The following is a 15,990-nucleotide window of genomic DNA, read 5'->3' as shown; positions in this document are numbered from 1 at the left end:
AGCTCTTGGCAATGCAATGCAATGCAATGCAGAGAGTCTTCTCTGTTTCACTGCTTTTACTGCATCTCGATTAGAATCAACAGACCCTAGGTTACCGCCAGCTTTTTCTTGAACTCCCGTCTGTTCCACTCCTCCCTGGCCATGATCTCTGCCAGTGCCTGAACCATGTCCCACAGATCCACATAGCGGGTATACAGCGGGGTAAAGCCGAAGCGCAGGATATCTGGCGCCCGGAAATCACCGATGATGTTACGGGCAATCAGCGCCTGCATGATGGCGAAGCCCTGCTCATGAGCCAGGGATACCTGGCTGCCGCGCAGACTCTCGTCCCGGGGGGATACCAGGGTAAAACCGTAACCGGCGCAGTGTTGCTCCACCAGTTCGATGAAAATGTCACCCAGCTGACGAGACTTGGTCCGGATCGCTTCCATGTCGGCCGAGGCCATGATATCAACCCCCACTTCCAGGACGCTGGCTGCCAACACCCCTGTAGTGCCACAAAGACCACGCTTGATGCCGGCCGCCGGCTCATAGACATCGCTCATGGCGAAGGGATTGGCATGGCCGAACCAGCCGCTCAGAGGCTGGCGGAACTCGGCCTGATGGCGTTTGGCCACAAACAAAAAGCCGGGAGCACCCGGACCGCCGTTGAGGTACTTGTAACCGCAGCCCACGGCGAAATCTGCCTGCACGGCATTCAGCTCCACCGGTACCGCCCCCGCACTGTGGCTAAGATCCCACAGTATCAGGGCTCCCACCTCATGGGCCCGGTCAGTGAGTGCCGCCATGTCGAACATCTTGCCGGATTTGTAGTGCACATGGGTCAGCACTACCAGGGCGGTGTCTTCGTCAATGATCTCTTTCAACTGCTCACGAGGTGCCGTTTCCAGGCGTACCTCGCCTTCCAGGAAACCTTCCAGTCCCTGCAGAATATAGAGGTCGGTGGGGAAATTACCCGGTTCGGACACTATCTTGCTGCGTCCCGGGCGCATGCGTACCGCCGCCGCCGCCAGCTTGAACAGGTTAACGGAAGTAGAGTCGGCCACCACCACCTCACCGGCCTCGGCCCCGATCAGGGTGGCGAGTTTATCCCCGACCCGCTCGGGTAGCGAAATCCAGTCATGGGTATTCCAGCTGCGGATCAGGCCCCGGCCCCACTCCTGCTCCACCACCTCGGCTACCCTGGCCTTTGCAGCCTTGGGCAGAACCCCGAGGGAGTTGCCATTGAGGTAGATAAGTCCTGGCTCCAGATCGAACTGCTCTCTGAATGACGACAAGGCGTCGTCCTGATCCAGACGGGCCAGGGAGTCACGGGTAAAATGAGTCATTATTCAATACTCCTAAGTAATGCACGCACAGGGGACGCATCCAGCAGTGCCAATTTCAGAGGTGGGGCGATCAGCTCGTAATGCCCCGCTGCTACCTGGTCAAACACCAACCCTTCCAAAATCGCCATGCCATGGCGGCGCACCATCTGATGGGCAGCCAGGATTTTCGAATCCTGGGGATCCAGAGACGGACTGTCGATACCGATCAGTATTGCGCCCCGCTCCGCCAGCAAATTCACTGTGTCGGCTGCGACCGCGGTGAAGTCCGCCTGCCACTGGTCATGGGGAAACTGCTGACAGGTTTTCAGCAGCACTCGCTCGACTCGGGCTGGCAGGAAAGGCTCAACATGCTCGGGGCACACCAGGCCTCGGGCCTGGGTAACATCGATCAGCACACAAGGGCCTATATAGGGGGTTAGCTCCACTTCGGCGATGGCCTGGCCCTCGGCATCATAGTGACGGGGCGCATCCGCATGACTCCCAGTGTGGGTCGACAGCTGAAAGCGGGCCACATTGACCGGGCAGCCGTTTTCCAACACCCAGTTGGGTTCAGCCTGATATTCGGTATCGCCGGGCCACACCGGAATGCCGGGCCTGAGGGTCTGTGAGATATCCCATATCTTGCTCATAATTTTCTCCTAAATGCTGGTTCTGACCGACCAGAGCTCAGGGAAGAACTGTAGGTCCAAAGCCTTGACCAGATAAGAAACGCCGCCAGTACCGCCCGTCCCCTTCTTGTAGCCGATGATGCGCTCGACCGTCTTCATATGACTGAAGCGCCATTTCTGGAAATTGTATTCCATGTCGACCAGCTTCTCCGCCAGCTCGTAGAGATCCCAGTGTTCGTCCGTCTGCTGATAGATCTGGGACCAGGCAAGCTCCACCTCGGCACAGGCCTGGTAGGGCTGGGACCAATCCCGCACCAGGCAATGCTCGGGAATATCGAAGCCGCGCCGCTTGAGCAACTGCAGGCTGATGTCATAGATACTAGGGGAGTGCAAAACTTGAGTCAGATACTGATAGTGTCGGGGATGGGCCCGGTGCGCTTCCACCATTTTTGAGTTCTTGTTGCCAAGCAAAAATTCCAACTCCCGATACTGGTAGGACTGAAACCCTGAGCTCTGTCCTAGGGCATCACGGAAGCTAGCATAATCCGCTGGGGTCATAGTCACCAGCACTTCCCAGGCTTGTATCAACTGCTCCTGAATACGCGCGACGCGCGACAGCATCTTGAAGGCGGGCCGAAGATTGTCCTGCTCTATGTACCGAGCGGCGGCGTAGGCCTCGTGTAGACACAGCTTCATCCATAATTCCGATACCTGATGGATCACAATGAACAGCATCTCGTTATGCTGGGTCGACCTAGGGCCTTGGCAATCCAATAACTGCTCCAGGGCCAGATACTGGCCGTAACTCATATCCTGATCCCAGTGCACCCCTTCGTCTTCCAAATCCACCATGCGACCGGCTGCTTTATCTCCTTTAACACTAACCATTACGCAACACTCCATTAACCATTAATTTCAAACTAGTTTACTCAGGATATTCCATAGTGTAAATTTCATTTAAATTAACTTATTGATGAAATTTATTAATATATGAACACAAAGATCAGCACCCGCCACATGCAGATGATGGTCTCCATCGCCGATGCGGGCAACGTCGCCGAGGCGGCACAGATACTAGGCCTAACCCAATCAGCCCTGAGTCACAGGATCAAGGAAGCGGAGCGGCTGTTAAATACAGAGCTGTTCTACCGTAAACACAAGAAACTGACGCCCACTAGCGCCGGAAAACGACTGTTGCATTCTTCGCGCCTGATACTAGGCGAGCTCAGGCGGGCCGAACAGGATATCAATAAGCTTTCAGTCGGCATCGAACATGTGGTGCGTCTAGGCAATGAATCCTATGGTGGCTATCACTGGCTACCCGCCTGCCTGACCGCTTTTAGCCGGGACTATCCCACCATCAGTGTGGAAATCATCCCCGACGTTTCTCTGGATACCTATACGGCTCTGCGCAGTGGCCGCATTGATCTTGCACTGGTCTCCGGCGGCCAGCCTCCAGAGGGTTTTACACATCGTAAGCTGTTTCGTGATGAGATGCGGCTGGTGATGCCCGAGGGGCATGCCTTGGACAAAAAACAGTGGGTAAATGCCACCGATATTGCAGCCGATACCTATGTGACATACCACACCACTCCCAGCAAAGGACGAGAATACGAGCAGCTGTTCAGCCACTACCGAATGTTACCGGTACGGGTATTACGGGCAGGAGTCACGGAAGCCGTGATCGCGCTGGTACGCGAGGGGTTCGGGCTGACCATAATGCCAACTTGGACCCTGCAACCCTACCTGAAGCAAGGCGGACTGAGCACGGCCAGGGTGACTGAAGAAGGGCTCTATATCGACTGGTATCTGCTGTCTCGCAAGGATGAACATTCAGATTCCCCCACCGGCAGGTTTTCGGACTGTCTGGCCAGTCTCTATCAGCAGCCTGAGTTCCCCAAAAACTAAGCAACCACAAAATAGACAGTCAGTACACCAAAGTGTCTGCCTGATCGCATCAGGAATAATTGAAACTAGAAAGGAATCACCGCCTTTACCCAGAAAGCACTGCCTTCGGGACTGTTTTCCACGGCGAGTTCATGCTGATATTTCAGGTTTACAGAAACAACCTTGCCACTGTTATATTTCACCGACGGCCCCATAGCAAAAGCCTGTCCCCTGTTGTTGACGACGGTAATACCGCTACTCTCATCATCGGTGAGCTGCTTGTAGCCATAACCGCCGATGCCGGCTATCCAGTTCGGGCTCAGACTGTAGCCCAGCGCATAGTGAGCCAGGTACTGGATCAGGTCCCCCTGTCAACTACTTTATCCGCAACTGGTACTCGGTACCCAGTTGAGTGTCCAGGCTCACTCTTATTTCCAGGAGCAGCTTAACAGCGAACAGCGACTGGCCCCACTGCACGTAAAACGAGTAGAAGGGTATATTCAGGATCATGCTGATGAGGCGATAACCCCCGTCATGTTGGCCGACCTGGCCGGGGTCAGTCTACGTACCCTCTATGCCGGCTTCAAGGGAGTCAGCCCGATGGAGTACCAGCGCAGCATACGGCTGAAACGGGTCAAGGAAGATCTATGTCAGCAAGGGGCGAACTGTTCGGTAACCGACATTGCCACCCGGTGGGGCTTTGGCCACATGGAACGCTTCAGCCAGGAATACCGCCGATTGTTTGGCGAAAAGCCCAGCGAAACCAAACGTAAATCGTAAGCTTTCCAGAGTAGTCGGCCGTATAGCGTCTGACTCTGCACTCTGGATAGATATAAAGATATCGAGAGCCCCGGAGCCTGACACATCAGGCTCCGGGCCAGAAGTAGTTATTCAGCGCAGGGCTGTACGGCTATTTCTGCTGTGGCTGCCTTTGCCACACCAATCTCCGATGGTAGCAAATGAGCCAAGTTATGGCGGCTCAGGGCGACAGCAAGCTCGGAGCCTTTCTCACTCTTGAGAGCTGCCGCTTTCAGCTCCCGCAAAATATCGGCAGCACTGTCCTTACCACACAAAGATCTGGCCGCGGCTGACAATATATTAAAATTACGCAAACCACGCTCACGGGTTTTACTATAGCCCTTGATAAGCTCCGGCAGTGCAGCCAGCTCACAGGCCAGTTTGTAGTCCCTCGACAACGTTTCTTCCAGCTGCTGCAGCCACTGGTTAATCTGCTGCTGTTCAATCGCGTCTCTCAAGGAATAACGCCGTAACGGGCGCATTCGTGCCACTAGATACAATGACAGAAAACCCGGCAGGCTCTGGGTCGACAGTTTTTTCGGCCCGGCAAACAGCTTTGTCATTACGCGACCAGCCCAATTGGTGCGCAACAGCCAACGTCCCATCCTCTCGGGAAGAACTTCAGCGACTTCTTCCAGCCGAGGATGCAGAAACTCGGTAAAATAGGAGACTTTATCCTCCTTGATTCCCACCTCCTGGTACAGACGAGCAAAGCGATGGGAGCGGGTTTTAATGTCGGCCACTCGGATGCTATCTTCATAGGCCATCCACAATGCCAGCCTGGAAACGACCTCGTCGCTGAAGTGCCTGCCTTCTTTGTCGTCTCCTCCATGAGCACCATCAAGCTCTAGTAACCTCTGCATCCGTTCCACATAGAGTCGAGCATAACGCAGATCACTATGATCCAGCATTCTGCGTACTCCCTCCATTACAGTATCCGAAAGGATATTGGGAAAGTCCTGTTTAATGCTGTGCAGCAATGCCTTAACTTCGGCATCGTCGCCTCTATATTGCCAACAGGGAATTTTTTCAACTACAGCAGCCGCCTGCATCTGTACCGAATCATCCGGGCTCTGCGAGTGCTCAGCTCCGGCCGAAAATGCGGCCAGGCTCTTGTCGACACCGATACCGCCATCCCGGATCGCCTGTTCAAACGCCGTGCGAGGGAAAGGCAAGACGCCGCTGCCATAAATAGCTCCAAACAAAACAGCGCTGATGACACTGCCGGTCTGCTCCGCAACTGCCGCCATATCGAAGCTGATATAGCGACGGGCCATCTCTTTCGCTGCCGTATGCACGGACTCGGAATCGGCTATGCCATTACCCATAGCCTCTTTTTCTGACACCGCATAGGCCCGATGTGAGGAGGCAATCAGAGTCGTTCGCTCAGGGGTCACAAAGTTCCTCTGAATGGCACGACCGGCCTCCATCAGCTCGGCAGCAATTACAAGATCGACATCTCCACTCGCCGGGGATAAGGATAATACAGGGCCAAGGCCCTCGGCTTTCGTCTCTGTGTGATCAAACAGCTCCAGATAATAGACGGTAGCCCCAGTACGCTGAGCCACTCCCGGCACCGAGGATGATTGTGCCAGCCAGCCAGCGCCCTCTCCCATGCTTACAATCCAATCGGCCAGTACTCCTCCGCCCTGCCCACCCATGGCGGTAATCGCTATATTGATCCGTTTCTGATTAGCTGTTTTCATCAAAATCCTCCCTCTGTCTGATACATGGCATGGCGCTTCAGGGTGCGTTGTTGCAACCATTGAATAATGCCCTGTGATATTCGTCTTTTCAGGGTTTCCCAACGCCCCGGGTTATGCACTACCTCGACCCGGACGAAGGACGGACAAAGAATATCTGCATGAACGTTTTCCCCACACAAACCGCACCCGACACAACTACTGTCAATGCGGGTCACTGGATCTGAACGCCATGGATCAGGGTTGGGCTTGATGGTCAACGAAGGACATCCGGATAGCCGTATGCAGGCCCGGTCCCCAGTACAAGTCTGTTCATCAATGGCAAACCGTGCTTCAGTGACTCGCTTTCCCGCCTTGATGTCAGCCCGTCGCCCCCGCTTTTCTCGTCGCTCCCGGTTCAACATGCACTCTGACTGTGCAACGATCACCTTGGGCCCCACCCCCTTTGTTATGACTGCTTCGCGAAGGGTATTGAGCATACCGGAGACATCATAAGTCCGAGTCAAGGTTCTTACCCACTTGACACCTATTCCTTCCACCGCCCGAGAGATGGGGTTATTGGTTGATCGGTTAGGATTGGTGGCTTTCGAAGAAAGAATATCCTGGCCGCCCGTGGCCGCCGTATACTCATTATCGATGATCAAATTGACACTATTGCTCTTGTTGAAGACAGCGTTACCCACACCACTGGTCAGGCCGTTATGCCAAAAGCCGCCGTCTCCCATGATCGCGATAGGTGGTTTGTCAGATTCGACATTGAAGGCCGAGGTTGAGGCACTGCCAAGACCATAACCCATAGTGGTGGCTCCCAGATTGAAGGGAGGCAATATCGAAAACAGGTGGCAGCCGATGTCACAGCTGATATGAAAGTCACCTCTTTCCCTCTCGAGCAGCTTGAGGGCGGAAAAGATCGGCCGCTCCGGACAGCCGGTACAGAAGCCGGCCGGGCGCGCCGGAACCACTTCAGTCAAAGACGTCACTGACGGCGGTTGACTGGGGAAAAACGAGATAGCAACGTTATCCTGCAACAGATCTCGAGTATGTTGCTGCAGAAAGTCACGTATACCCTTTTTCAAGACTTCACAGGTATATTCCCCCACCCGCGGTAACACGTTTTTCCCGCACAACCGGGTCTTGCTGTCCGAGCGTGTGAGTATGCTGTTGAGCTCATGCTCGATAAACTCAGGGCTACCCTCTTCTATAAGCAACACCGCCGACTTGCCTTCGGTAAACTGCAGCAATTCGTCCTCTATCAGCGGGAAGGCGACATTCATCACATACAACGGCAGCTGGGAATGACCATAGGCGTCTGCAAGCCCGAGGTGCTCAAGAGCCCGAATCGTGGTGTTGTAGCTTCCCCCCTGAACGATAATGCCTACATCGTCCCGCTCACCGTCAAAAAACTCATTCAACCGATGCTGCTTGATAAACGCCACCGCCGCCGGCAGTCGCTCCTCGATTTTTTCCTTTTCATGAACGAAAGTGGCCGGTGGTAGCACGATGCGACTCAAGTCCCGCTTAGGGTTTTCCAGCGCCTGCTGTAGAGTGAAACTCGGCTTGACGTTGTCCTTGGCAGTAAACTGACCATGAACATGACAGGCGCGAATGCGCATTTGCACCATGACCGGGGTATTACTCGCCTCGGACAATTCAAAACTCTTTTCAACTGTCTTCACTATGCTTGGCAGGTTGGGCCGCGGATCAAGCAGCCATATATGGGATTTCATCGCAAAGGCGTGCGTACGCTCCTGCATGATAGAAGAGCCTTCACCATAATCCTCGCCGATTATGATCACGGCCCCTCCCGTCACCCCACCCGATGCCAGGTTTGCCAGGGCATCGGAAGCGACATTGGTTCCCGCCGTCGATTTCCAGGTCACGGCACCGCGTAGAGGGTAATGCACCGATGCTGACAGCATAGCCGCAGCGGTCGCTTCGCTGGCACTGGTTTCAAAGTGCACCCCCATCTCATCCAAGATCTCCTCCTTGGCGTCAGCCAGCACATCCATCAGGTGCGAGATTGGTGAGCCCTGATATCCCCCCACATAGGACACTCCGGACTGAAGCAACGCCTTGGTAACAGCAAGGATTCCTTCACCATGAAACACCTCTCCCTGACCTGCGTGCAGCTTCTTCACTTCCTTTGCAAACGAACGTTCTGCCATAATCTCTATTCTCCTTTGCCATGACAATCATCTGGCAGCACCGCATCACCCCTGTGCCAGCACTTCAGTGCCGTGATATCAGGGCAACCCAGCATCTGCATCGTATTTTCCAGCTCATCGCTGAGCATCTGAATCACATGTCCAGCCCCCGCAGGACCCAGAGCAGCCATGCCATACATGAAGGTTCGCCCCAGTAAGGCAAAATCAGCACCTTGGGAAATGGCTCGAGCCACATCCAGACCAGAACGCAGCCCGCTATCAATAATCAAGGAAAAGTCACCTCCAACCGCCCTGCGTATCACAGGGAGCATCTCCAGGCTCGAGGGACAGGCGTCGAGCTGCCGGCCGCCATGATTGGATATCACAATACCGTCGACCCCCAACTCCCGGCAGCGCACTGCGTCTTCCGCGCGCAACACCCCTTTAACCAACAGCTTTCCGGGCCAACGTTTGCGGTACTGCTCCAGCCGCGCCCAAGTTACCCGCCCCTCTATCCGCGCCGGCAGATAATCATTAGAATGACGGCGATAGGGCTGTAGGTTCTTGAAACTGGGCACTCCCTGATGAGCATGGCGCAATGCCCAACTGGGATTACGCACCACCTCCAGCAGGTTTCGAGCACCCAGCTTCGGTGGGAGTGACAGGCCATTACGCATATCCAGCTCACGTCGCCCGCCCACCGGCACGTCTACTGTGACCATCAGCACCTGATATCCGGCATCTTCGGCACGCGCCATCATGTCACGCTCTATATCGCCATCACTGAAGGGGTAGAGCTGAAACCAGGCCATCTCCCCGGCCAGTCGCGCCACATCTTCAAGACTACTGGTAGCAAAGGTACTGGCCGTTACCGGACAACCGGCTTGTTTGGCCGCTGCCGCCAAATACTCGACGGAGCGTGGCCATATCAACCCATCCAGCCCGATGGGCGCAATGCCGAACGGCAGCTGGTAATGATGTCCAAATAAAGTGGCCCCCAGACTCACTGCCTGGCAATCGTTGAAATAACGCGGTGTCAGGGTCACTTGTTCAAACGCCGTGATATTTCGTTCTAGGCTGCCTTGGCGTCCGCTGCCACCTTGCAGGTAGTCAAACACAAAACCGGGCAGCCGCGCCGCCGCCTGCTGTTCCAGGTAGCCCGAAGAAGGAAAGCGTTGCATCATGGTGTTATCTGACATACTCAAACCCATTGGCTCAGGCGTTAAATAACTGATGTCAGCACTCCTGTGAGAGATGACAGACGAAGTCAGAAGCCGATACAAACTGCCGGTGGCAAGCCTGTCCATCCCCCTGACTCCAGTGCCCTAATTAAGACTCAGCTAGTTAACAACCTTTTTATGGCTATTACTGATTAACGGACACGTTAACCGCCGAAGCTGGCTTTCAGCTGTTGCACATATTTCGGGCTCAACTGTTCCACTGCCTGCCAGCCGGCCTGCTGCGAGAGCTCTCGAAAGTGACCCGCCTGCTCGGCAGGTAAGACTATGGCCTCGATACCTGCTTCAGCCTGTCGCTGTTTTTCCGCACCCGCCTCGGATGCCGCACTTTCATTGAGGGATTCTACCCAGGCCACCTTTTCGTTCAGAAACTCTCGCTGCTCACTATCCAGCTTTTTCCAGGCGTTTTGGTTCATAAACAGGCTCACTTCCACATTGTAAAAACCCGGTTCAACTCGATACTTGGTTTTTTCCTGCCACCCCAAGTCAAATATCCCCACGGATGGCCAACCATAGCCGTCCACAACTCCCCGTTCGAGGGCGGTAAAGACTTCTCCTGGCGCTACCTGCAATGGAGTAGCTCCTAATACTTGAAAGAAAGAACGGTAGACGGGAACGCCCCTTAACTTCAGGCCGGATAAATCAGCCGAATCCACTTTCTCATTGGTGTAGAGGTGATATTCCAGACCATCGGACAGCCGTGCCAGCCAGACCATATTGGCTTTGTCCCGGTGGATTTTATCCATAAGCGAATAACCACCATTCTCCCTTAGCTCGGACATCGGCTTGTTCGTTAATGTCATCGCCAACGTTTCCGGCACCATATTGGCGTGAAACACCCCTGTGGTGTTGGCTATATCAACCACGCCGGCCCGCAACGAATTACCCACTTCAAACGGCGGCATCGACTCAGGTCCACCAATCACTTTAATTTGAACCAACCCCTTGCCTTCAGCGTTGACTTTTTCAACAAATTGGTTGAAACGTTTATTGAAATAAGTGTCTTGCCCAAATGCAGTGACCGCTTTAAGAGTGACTTCTTCTGCCTGCGCCAATCCGGGGGTCAACGCCAGAAGACCACAGCACACACCCTTTGTTAATTTATTGTTCATCGTCTTTCTCCATGTGATTTTGAACCGCTCCCTATTGAGCGGAACGAGTTACCCAATCAAGCCGGGAAGCCCGGTTGCCAGCCATGGCAGTAAAAAAATAAAAGCAAGCACCACGCCTTCAATCAGCAAGAAGGGCACGGCAGAGGCATATATTTGCGGTAAACGCACCGAAGCGGGAGCCACGCTCTGCATCACCATCAACAGCAGGCCAAAAGGTGGGGTCAACAAGCCCATCTCCATGGTGATCAGCATCATCACTCCCAGCCAGATAGGCTCTATGCCGGCGGCGTTGGCCAGTGGCATGAAGAACGGCAGAGTAATCATCATCATGCTCACCTGGTCGATGACACAGCCCATCAGCAGCACAATCGCCAGCATGCCAATCACCAGCCAGAACGGGGTCAACCCGTAATCGGATACAACCGAGAGCAAGCCGCTGGTTCCGCCCGAAAAACTCAACTGTTGAGAGAACGCGGTGGAAGCCACCAGCACGAACAGGATGATCACAGAAATACGGGCTGTCTCAAGCAGGGAGCGAACAAGATTCTTTAGGGTAAGCACACCATACGCGAGAGTAGCCAGCACTGCGGCCAGGGCACCGATCGCCGCCGACTCTGTAGGTGAAGCCCAGCCAGCCAGCATGCTGCCAACCACCGCCACGAAAATACCCAGTAAAGGCACCACATCCCGGAAGAAAGGCCACCAACGCTGCCGGCGAGTCAACGGCTCTTCTTCCTCCTGATGCTCGCTTTCATTGCTCTTGTCCAGAAAAGAACGGATAACCACATAGCCGAGAAAACCAATGGCCATCAACAGACCAGGGACTATTCCGCCGATCAGCAGCCCGGTGATGGACACGCCGGCCAGGCTGCCCAACATCACCGCCAGCGCAGAAGGCGGGATAAGCATTGCAATACCGCCCACTGCCATGATGGGGCCCATTGCTACGGTGGGGTGATAGCCGCGTTTGAGCATTTCCGGCAACAGAGCACTGCCCATCATCGCTGTGTTGGCTATGGTCGAGCCGGACAAGGCCGCAAAGGCAGTGCCACCAAGAATAGACACAATCGATAGCTGGCCGGGTACCCGGGCGATCAGACGTTCGATACTGGAAATGGCACGAAACGCCAGTCCTGTATGGAACAGCAGCTCACCCATCATCACAAACAGGGGGATAGGGGTCAGGGAAAAGCTGGTAACCGAGCCGACCGAATTACGGACCAACTGCCCAATACCGGCTTCCCCCCCCATAAATAACCAGGCTCCCAGCAAATTGACACTGAGGAAACTGAACGCAACCGGAAACCCAATCAGCATCAAGCCAAACAGGGAACCCAGCATGATAAACAATGCCATATACCATTCCATTACAGCCCCTCCAGCTCGGTGTCATGCTGTTTCAGTAACCGCCGCATAAACTCCAGCGTCAGCAAGGTAAAGCAAAAGATCATCGGCAGATTCAACCACCATTCAGGAAAGACCAGTACCTTAAATACCAGACCACCCTGTTCGGCACTGTCCAGCGTAACCACCAGGCTATACCAGGTAAAAACGGCACAGATGAAAGCGCCTAATAAATAGCTCCCTCGTTCGCACAGTGAACGCCAACGCGCCGACATCATGCGTAAGCTGATATCTATACGGATATGATCGCCGCAATACAGCAGCCACGGGGCTGCCAGCATGGTCGCCGACATCAACAGGTATTCTGATGCCTCCGTGGTCCAGGCTAATGAAATATCAGTCAGGTTACGTAATATAATGTCACTGCATACCAGTACTGCCATACTGGCAAACATGGTAGCAGCAAGCAGACCACAACCGGTCAGTAGAAAATGGTAGTAGCGACTAAAAGAAACTGCACTTGGAGTATCAATTACCTTATCCATTAATGAATCCTTCCAATTATTTGTTTATTCCATCACTTCCGGTTACTCAAATAAAAATCTAGCTTGCTCAATATTGGTTCACATCAAACCTAGGCTAATAATTATAATTTTCCGAGCACCCTCCCCCACAAGGTATGCGTAATTACTCAATCAAGGTTAATGTCAAGCAGGTCAATTAAATAATAATAAAAATTCTTAGACGCCCAAGATCGCTTAAGCGATTCGAACAGCCATTACAGTCGGGGCCGTCACCTGTTAGTTTCCCTTTGCAAAGGCTTGCAATCTTATTTTCAGCTACTCAACCTCCTCCTCCCCCTGGAGCCCTCGTTACCTATAGGCTGGCAGTGTCCTGTACCGGTCTGTACTCCAGCATTTGTCTTCTCACTCCTTCCGGAATCGACAACTTACTGATCTGCTTGCCAATAGTGGTAAAACAAAGAGTGACATACGCTTCCAGTATTCGCTGTTCCAGCCGTTGACCAGTCACTTTAATATCAAAAGAGCTATCACCGATTCTTGCACAGACAAGTTCCAGAAAAAGTGTGTCTCCTTGCCTGCAAGGCTGCATAAACTTGATATTAAGATTCACGGTTGGCACCCCTGCACCAAGGCAAGTATCCATTTCGTTAAAGGGATATCCCATGACTTCAAACCAATCTTCAACCAAGTCATTAATAATCTCCAAATACCTTGGATAAAATACAATACCGGCTGGATCACAGTGCCTGAATCTTATTATCTCTTTTTTATTAAAAGTCATTCCCCTCCCCCATAAATTGAGCAATTTATCTATCTCACTCTCTCTTTCAGAATTTTGCTCATTTTAAATAGTTGCAGATGTAATATATCCAGATCGTCCTCACTCATCTCTTCCAGTACCCCAGATATCCAGCTTTTATGTACTAGGGCCATGTGTGAGAATGTTTCGTTCCCCCGCTCTGTGAGGCTGATCAGCTTGACTCTTCGATCTTCTGCCAGAGACTCCCGCACTACTAGGCCGTCACGTTCCAGACGATCCACCACACCGGTAATGTTGCCGTTCGATACTTTCATCCGCTGAGATAAGGCGGACATTTTCTCCCTCCCTCCTGCATGATGTAATGCCGCCATCAAATCGAACTGCGGCAAGGTGACATTGAATTTCTGTATTAACAGGGTGCGCAACTCCTGTTCAATCAGTGCCGTGTTGGACAACATTCTGAACCAAGCCTTTAGTGCGATTTCGTCTTTCATACTGCTACCATTTACCTTCGATATATGGGATGCCTGTCGTTCTTCTCCACTACACATGTCGGTATCCGCCGTAGGAGCCCTTCAGTAAATTTACTTTACACCAATATATTTCATACTTAAAGTATTTATGCGTAGAATGAAACATAAATTTTACATCTTTGTATCAAGCTCGGTCGGCGACCTTGTTTCTCTCGCCAACAGGATGTACAGAGCACATTGCCTATAGCAGCATAGTCACCAGCCCACCTTGCCAGCTAAGCAGCACCAGGGTTATCAAGGTGGCTGCAAGGAAGGGCAGCAAAGAACGGAAGATACGCATAGGTGGGGCACCGGTCATGGATGAAGCGATATAGAGCCCGGCCCCAACCGGTGGGGTCAGCAGTCCCATCACCAGTGTCAGGCATACCACTACCCCGAACTGGAAAGGGCTGATGCCGAACTGTACCTGGGCGATGGGCAGCAAGATCGGTACCACCAGGATCAGTGCCGCTATACCGTCGATCACCATCCCCACCAACAGCAGGATACCGATCACCATCAGCAGGAATACAAAGGGGTCCGAGGTCTGTTCTGCAATCCAGGCAGCAGCATTCTGGGGAACCTGCTCAAAGACGATCACCCAGCCGAACACTCCCGCGGCTGCGATCAGCATGATCACCATGCCGGAGTTGATGGCGGTGCGTTTGAGGATGCTAAATAAGTGGGAAAAATGCAGATCCTTATACACATACTTGCCGATCAACAAGGCACCCAGCGAGGCGATAGCCGCAGACTCTGTCGGTGTTGCCAGTCCCGTGAGGATACCACCAATGATCACCAGCGGAATACAGCCGGCAGGAATGCCCATCAACAAGAAATGCCGTGCCTGCTGGCGGGTCGGCCACTCCCCTTTCGGATACTGATGTACCATTCCCATCAAACTGATGGTAAGAAAAAACAGCAGGGACATGATGAGACCTGGAATAATACCGGCGATGAACATTTCTGCGATCGGCACCTGGGCCAGTACACCAAACAGCACAAATAGCATGGACGGCGGGATAATAGGTGATAACAGTCCCCCCGCAGCGGTAATGGCTGCCGAGTAGGATTTATCGTAGCCCTCTTTCTCCATCGCAGGCACCATGGCCCGAGACATGATGGCTATTTGCGAAGCAGCCGAGCCCATAATGGCAGCCATCATCATATTAGCCACCAGGTTGATGTAGGCTAAACCGCCACGAAAACCACCCACCAGGATCCGCGCCAGATCTATCAGCCGCTTGGTCAGGCCCCCTTCATTCATTAACTCACCGGTCAGCATAAATAGCGGAATGGCCAGCAGACCATAGCTTTCGATGGCGCCGAACAGCTGCTGAGGGTAGGACTCGAAAAGTACTGTATTCCCCGATGAGCCTATATACCACATGGCGGTCAGTGCAAGCACCAGCGCAATCGGCACTGCAGTAAACAGCAGCAACAAAAAAATCATCAAGGTCATTCCGGCTCTCCCGCCGCGGATCCGGCTATCCGAATACTGTCAAACAGGTTTATTAAGGCGTGCATCGCCAGAGACAAAGCGAACACCGGCAACACCAGCCATACCCAGAATTTTTTGATGGCTATGGTGCTGGCATTCTCGGAGTACATAAAATTGAAGCTTTCGGCCTGGAAAGCCTCAATGTCGAAACCAGCCTGCCATAAGCCCACTGGACTGTACCAGCGCCAACAAAGGAAAAATAAGATCAACGCAAACGCCAGAATCATCAGGTCACTAAACACTGTCAGCCAGTGTCGGACTCTGGTTGGCAAGCAGTCAGTCAAGATAGTGACGGAAACACCCTGTCGTTTTTTCAGCATGGCGGAGGTGGCTAAAAAAGTCATCCAGACCATACTGTAGATGGCCAATTCATCCACCCAGTAAATCGCCTGCCCCATGGCTCGACTGACAATATTCAGCAATACCAGCAGAGTCACGGCCGCGGCAAATACGGCCGCGGCAAAAATCTCCGCTTTGGCAATTGCATTCGATAAACGTTTGAACATCAAACCCCCTCCGGCCCCGATACCA

At 53.2% G+C, this 15,990-nt stretch carries 16 protein-coding genes; 2 read left to right on the top strand and 14 right to left on the bottom strand.

From position 1 onward, the window contains the following. Positions 1-86 precede the first annotated feature (86 nt). From kynU to kynA, 3 genes are read right to left on the bottom strand one after another with little or no spacing between them, the layout of a single operon-like run. Positions 87-1,328 carry a kynureninase gene (kynU, locus tag ACFQ1C_RS03425; protein WP_379557130.1) on the bottom strand — a complete coding sequence of 414 codons (1,242 nt, stop codon included), beginning with the start codon at positions 1,326-1,328 and terminating at the stop codon, positions 87-89. Next, complete coding sequence (gene kynB / locus ACFQ1C_RS03420) at positions 1,328-1,957, bottom strand: arylformamidase (RefSeq protein ID WP_379557129.1); 630 nt, start codon at positions 1,955-1,957, stop codon at positions 1,328-1,330. Before kynB ends, kynU begins: the two co-directional genes overlap by 1 nt. Before the next feature lie 9 nt (positions 1,958-1,966). After that, positions 1,967-2,824 carry a tryptophan 2,3-dioxygenase gene (gene kynA, locus ACFQ1C_RS03415; RefSeq protein WP_379557128.1) on the bottom strand — a complete coding sequence of 286 codons (858 nt, stop codon included), beginning with the start codon at positions 2,822-2,824 and terminating at the stop codon, positions 1,967-1,969. A gap of 102 nt (positions 2,825-2,926) precedes the next feature. Here kynA and ACFQ1C_RS03410 point away from each other — a divergent pair, with 102 nt between their 5' ends. Further along, positions 2,927-3,844, top strand: coding sequence for a LysR family transcriptional regulator (locus ACFQ1C_RS03410; RefSeq protein WP_379557127.1), 918 nt, complete (start codon positions 2,927-2,929; stop codon positions 3,842-3,844). 65 nt (positions 3,845-3,909) lie between these two features. Here ACFQ1C_RS03410 and ACFQ1C_RS03405 read toward each other — a convergent pair whose 3' ends face one another. Further along, complete coding sequence (locus ACFQ1C_RS03405; RefSeq protein WP_379557152.1) at positions 3,910-4,173, bottom strand: transporter; 264 nt, start codon at positions 4,171-4,173, stop codon at positions 3,910-3,912. 58 nt (positions 4,174-4,231) lie between these two features. Here ACFQ1C_RS03405 and ACFQ1C_RS03400 point away from each other — a divergent pair, with 58 nt between their 5' ends. Then, entirely contained in the window at positions 4,232-4,603 is a 372-nt protein-coding gene (locus tag ACFQ1C_RS03400; protein WP_379557126.1) for a helix-turn-helix domain-containing protein, read from the top strand. A gap of 107 nt (positions 4,604-4,710) precedes the next feature. Here the strand turns inward: ACFQ1C_RS03400 and ACFQ1C_RS03395 are convergent, their stop codons facing one another. The 10 genes from ACFQ1C_RS03395 to ACFQ1C_RS03350 form a co-directional block, all read right to left on the bottom strand. After that, a complete protein-coding gene (locus tag ACFQ1C_RS03395; protein ID WP_379557125.1) occupies positions 4,711-6,327 on the bottom strand; it encodes an indolepyruvate oxidoreductase subunit beta family protein in 1,617 nt (538 codons plus the stop codon). Beyond that, positions 6,327-8,489, bottom strand: coding sequence for a thiamine pyrophosphate-dependent enzyme (locus ACFQ1C_RS03390; RefSeq protein ID WP_379557124.1), 2,163 nt, complete (start codon positions 8,487-8,489; stop codon positions 6,327-6,329). Before ACFQ1C_RS03390 ends, ACFQ1C_RS03395 begins: the two co-directional genes overlap by 1 nt. Positions 8,490-8,494: 5 nt before the next feature. Beyond that, positions 8,495-9,667, bottom strand: a complete 1,173-nt coding sequence (locus ACFQ1C_RS03385; protein WP_379557123.1) for an alpha-hydroxy acid oxidase — start codon at positions 9,665-9,667, stop codon at positions 8,495-8,497. A 185-nt stretch (positions 9,668-9,852) separates the two neighbouring features. Beyond that, entirely contained in the window at positions 9,853-10,818 is a 966-nt protein-coding gene (dctP, locus tag ACFQ1C_RS03380) for a TRAP transporter substrate-binding protein DctP (RefSeq protein ID WP_379557122.1), read from the bottom strand. Between the two features lie 48 nt (positions 10,819-10,866). Continuing rightward, complete coding sequence (locus ACFQ1C_RS03375; protein ID WP_379557121.1) at positions 10,867-12,186, bottom strand: TRAP transporter large permease; 1,320 nt, start codon at positions 12,184-12,186, stop codon at positions 10,867-10,869. Further along, positions 12,186-12,707, bottom strand: a complete 522-nt coding sequence (locus tag ACFQ1C_RS03370; RefSeq protein ID WP_379557120.1) for a TRAP transporter small permease — start codon at positions 12,705-12,707, stop codon at positions 12,186-12,188. Before ACFQ1C_RS03370 ends, ACFQ1C_RS03375 begins: the two co-directional genes overlap by 1 nt. A 331-nt stretch (positions 12,708-13,038) precedes the next feature. Continuing rightward, positions 13,039-13,467, bottom strand: coding sequence for an acyl-CoA thioesterase (locus ACFQ1C_RS03365; RefSeq protein ID WP_379557119.1), 429 nt, complete (start codon positions 13,465-13,467; stop codon positions 13,039-13,041). A gap of 29 nt (positions 13,468-13,496) precedes the next feature. Further along, the gene (locus ACFQ1C_RS03360; RefSeq protein WP_379557118.1) at positions 13,497-13,997 is read right to left on the bottom strand and encodes a MarR family winged helix-turn-helix transcriptional regulator; all 501 of its coding nucleotides are present in this window, start codon (positions 13,995-13,997) and stop codon (positions 13,497-13,499) included. A gap of 163 nt (positions 13,998-14,160) precedes the next feature. Then, positions 14,161-15,420, bottom strand: coding sequence for a TRAP transporter large permease (locus ACFQ1C_RS03355; protein ID WP_379557117.1), 1,260 nt, complete (start codon positions 15,418-15,420; stop codon positions 14,161-14,163). Next, on the bottom strand, positions 15,417-15,965 hold the full coding sequence (locus ACFQ1C_RS03350) for a TRAP transporter small permease (RefSeq protein ID WP_379557116.1): 549 nt from the start codon (positions 15,963-15,965) through the stop codon (positions 15,417-15,419). The genes ACFQ1C_RS03355 and ACFQ1C_RS03350 overlap by 4 nt, the downstream gene beginning before the upstream one ends. Positions 15,966-15,990 lie beyond the last annotated feature (25 nt).

Source organism: Oceanisphaera ostreae (genome assembly GCF_042676125.1).
Lineage (GTDB): Bacteria > Pseudomonadota > Gammaproteobacteria > Enterobacterales > Aeromonadaceae > Oceanimonas > Oceanimonas ostreae.
This window is presented reverse-complemented; position numbering and strand designations above follow the sequence as displayed.

Coding starts and splice junctions, on each gene's coding strand:
- ACFQ1C_RS03410 (WP_379557127.1), top strand. CDS start 2,927: ATGAACACAAAGATCAGCACCCGCCACATGCAGATGATGGTCTCCATC.
- ACFQ1C_RS03360 (WP_379557118.1), bottom strand. CDS start 13,997: ATGTGTAGTGGAGAAGAACGACAGGCATCCCATATATCGAAGGTAAAT.
- ACFQ1C_RS03395 (WP_379557125.1), bottom strand. CDS start 6,327: ATGAAAACAGCTAATCAGAAACGGATCAATATAGCGATTACCGCCATG.
- kynA (WP_379557128.1), bottom strand. CDS start 2,824: ATGGTTAGTGTTAAAGGAGATAAAGCAGCCGGTCGCATGGTGGATTTG.
- kynU (WP_379557130.1), bottom strand. CDS start 1,328: ATGACTCATTTTACCCGTGACTCCCTGGCCCGTCTGGATCAGGACGAC.
- dctP (WP_379557122.1), bottom strand. CDS start 10,818: ATGAACAATAAATTAACAAAGGGTGTGTGCTGTGGTCTTCTGGCGTTG.
- ACFQ1C_RS03390 (WP_379557124.1), bottom strand. CDS start 8,489: ATGGCAGAACGTTCGTTTGCAAAGGAAGTGAAGAAGCTGCACGCAGGT.
- ACFQ1C_RS03365 (WP_379557119.1), bottom strand. CDS start 13,467: ATGACTTTTAATAAAAAAGAGATAATAAGATTCAGGCACTGTGATCCA.
- ACFQ1C_RS03350 (WP_379557116.1), bottom strand. CDS start 15,965: ATGTTCAAACGTTTATCGAATGCAATTGCCAAAGCGGAGATTTTTGCC.
- ACFQ1C_RS03385 (WP_379557123.1), bottom strand. CDS start 9,667: ATGTCAGATAACACCATGATGCAACGCTTTCCTTCTTCGGGCTACCTG.
- ACFQ1C_RS03375 (WP_379557121.1), bottom strand. CDS start 12,186: ATGGAATGGTATATGGCATTGTTTATCATGCTGGGTTCCCTGTTTGGC.
- kynB (WP_379557129.1), bottom strand. CDS start 1,957: ATGAGCAAGATATGGGATATCTCACAGACCCTCAGGCCCGGCATTCCG.
- ACFQ1C_RS03370 (WP_379557120.1), bottom strand. CDS start 12,707: ATGGATAAGGTAATTGATACTCCAAGTGCAGTTTCTTTTAGTCGCTAC.
- ACFQ1C_RS03355 (WP_379557117.1), bottom strand. CDS start 15,420: ATGACCTTGATGATTTTTTTGTTGCTGCTGTTTACTGCAGTGCCGATT.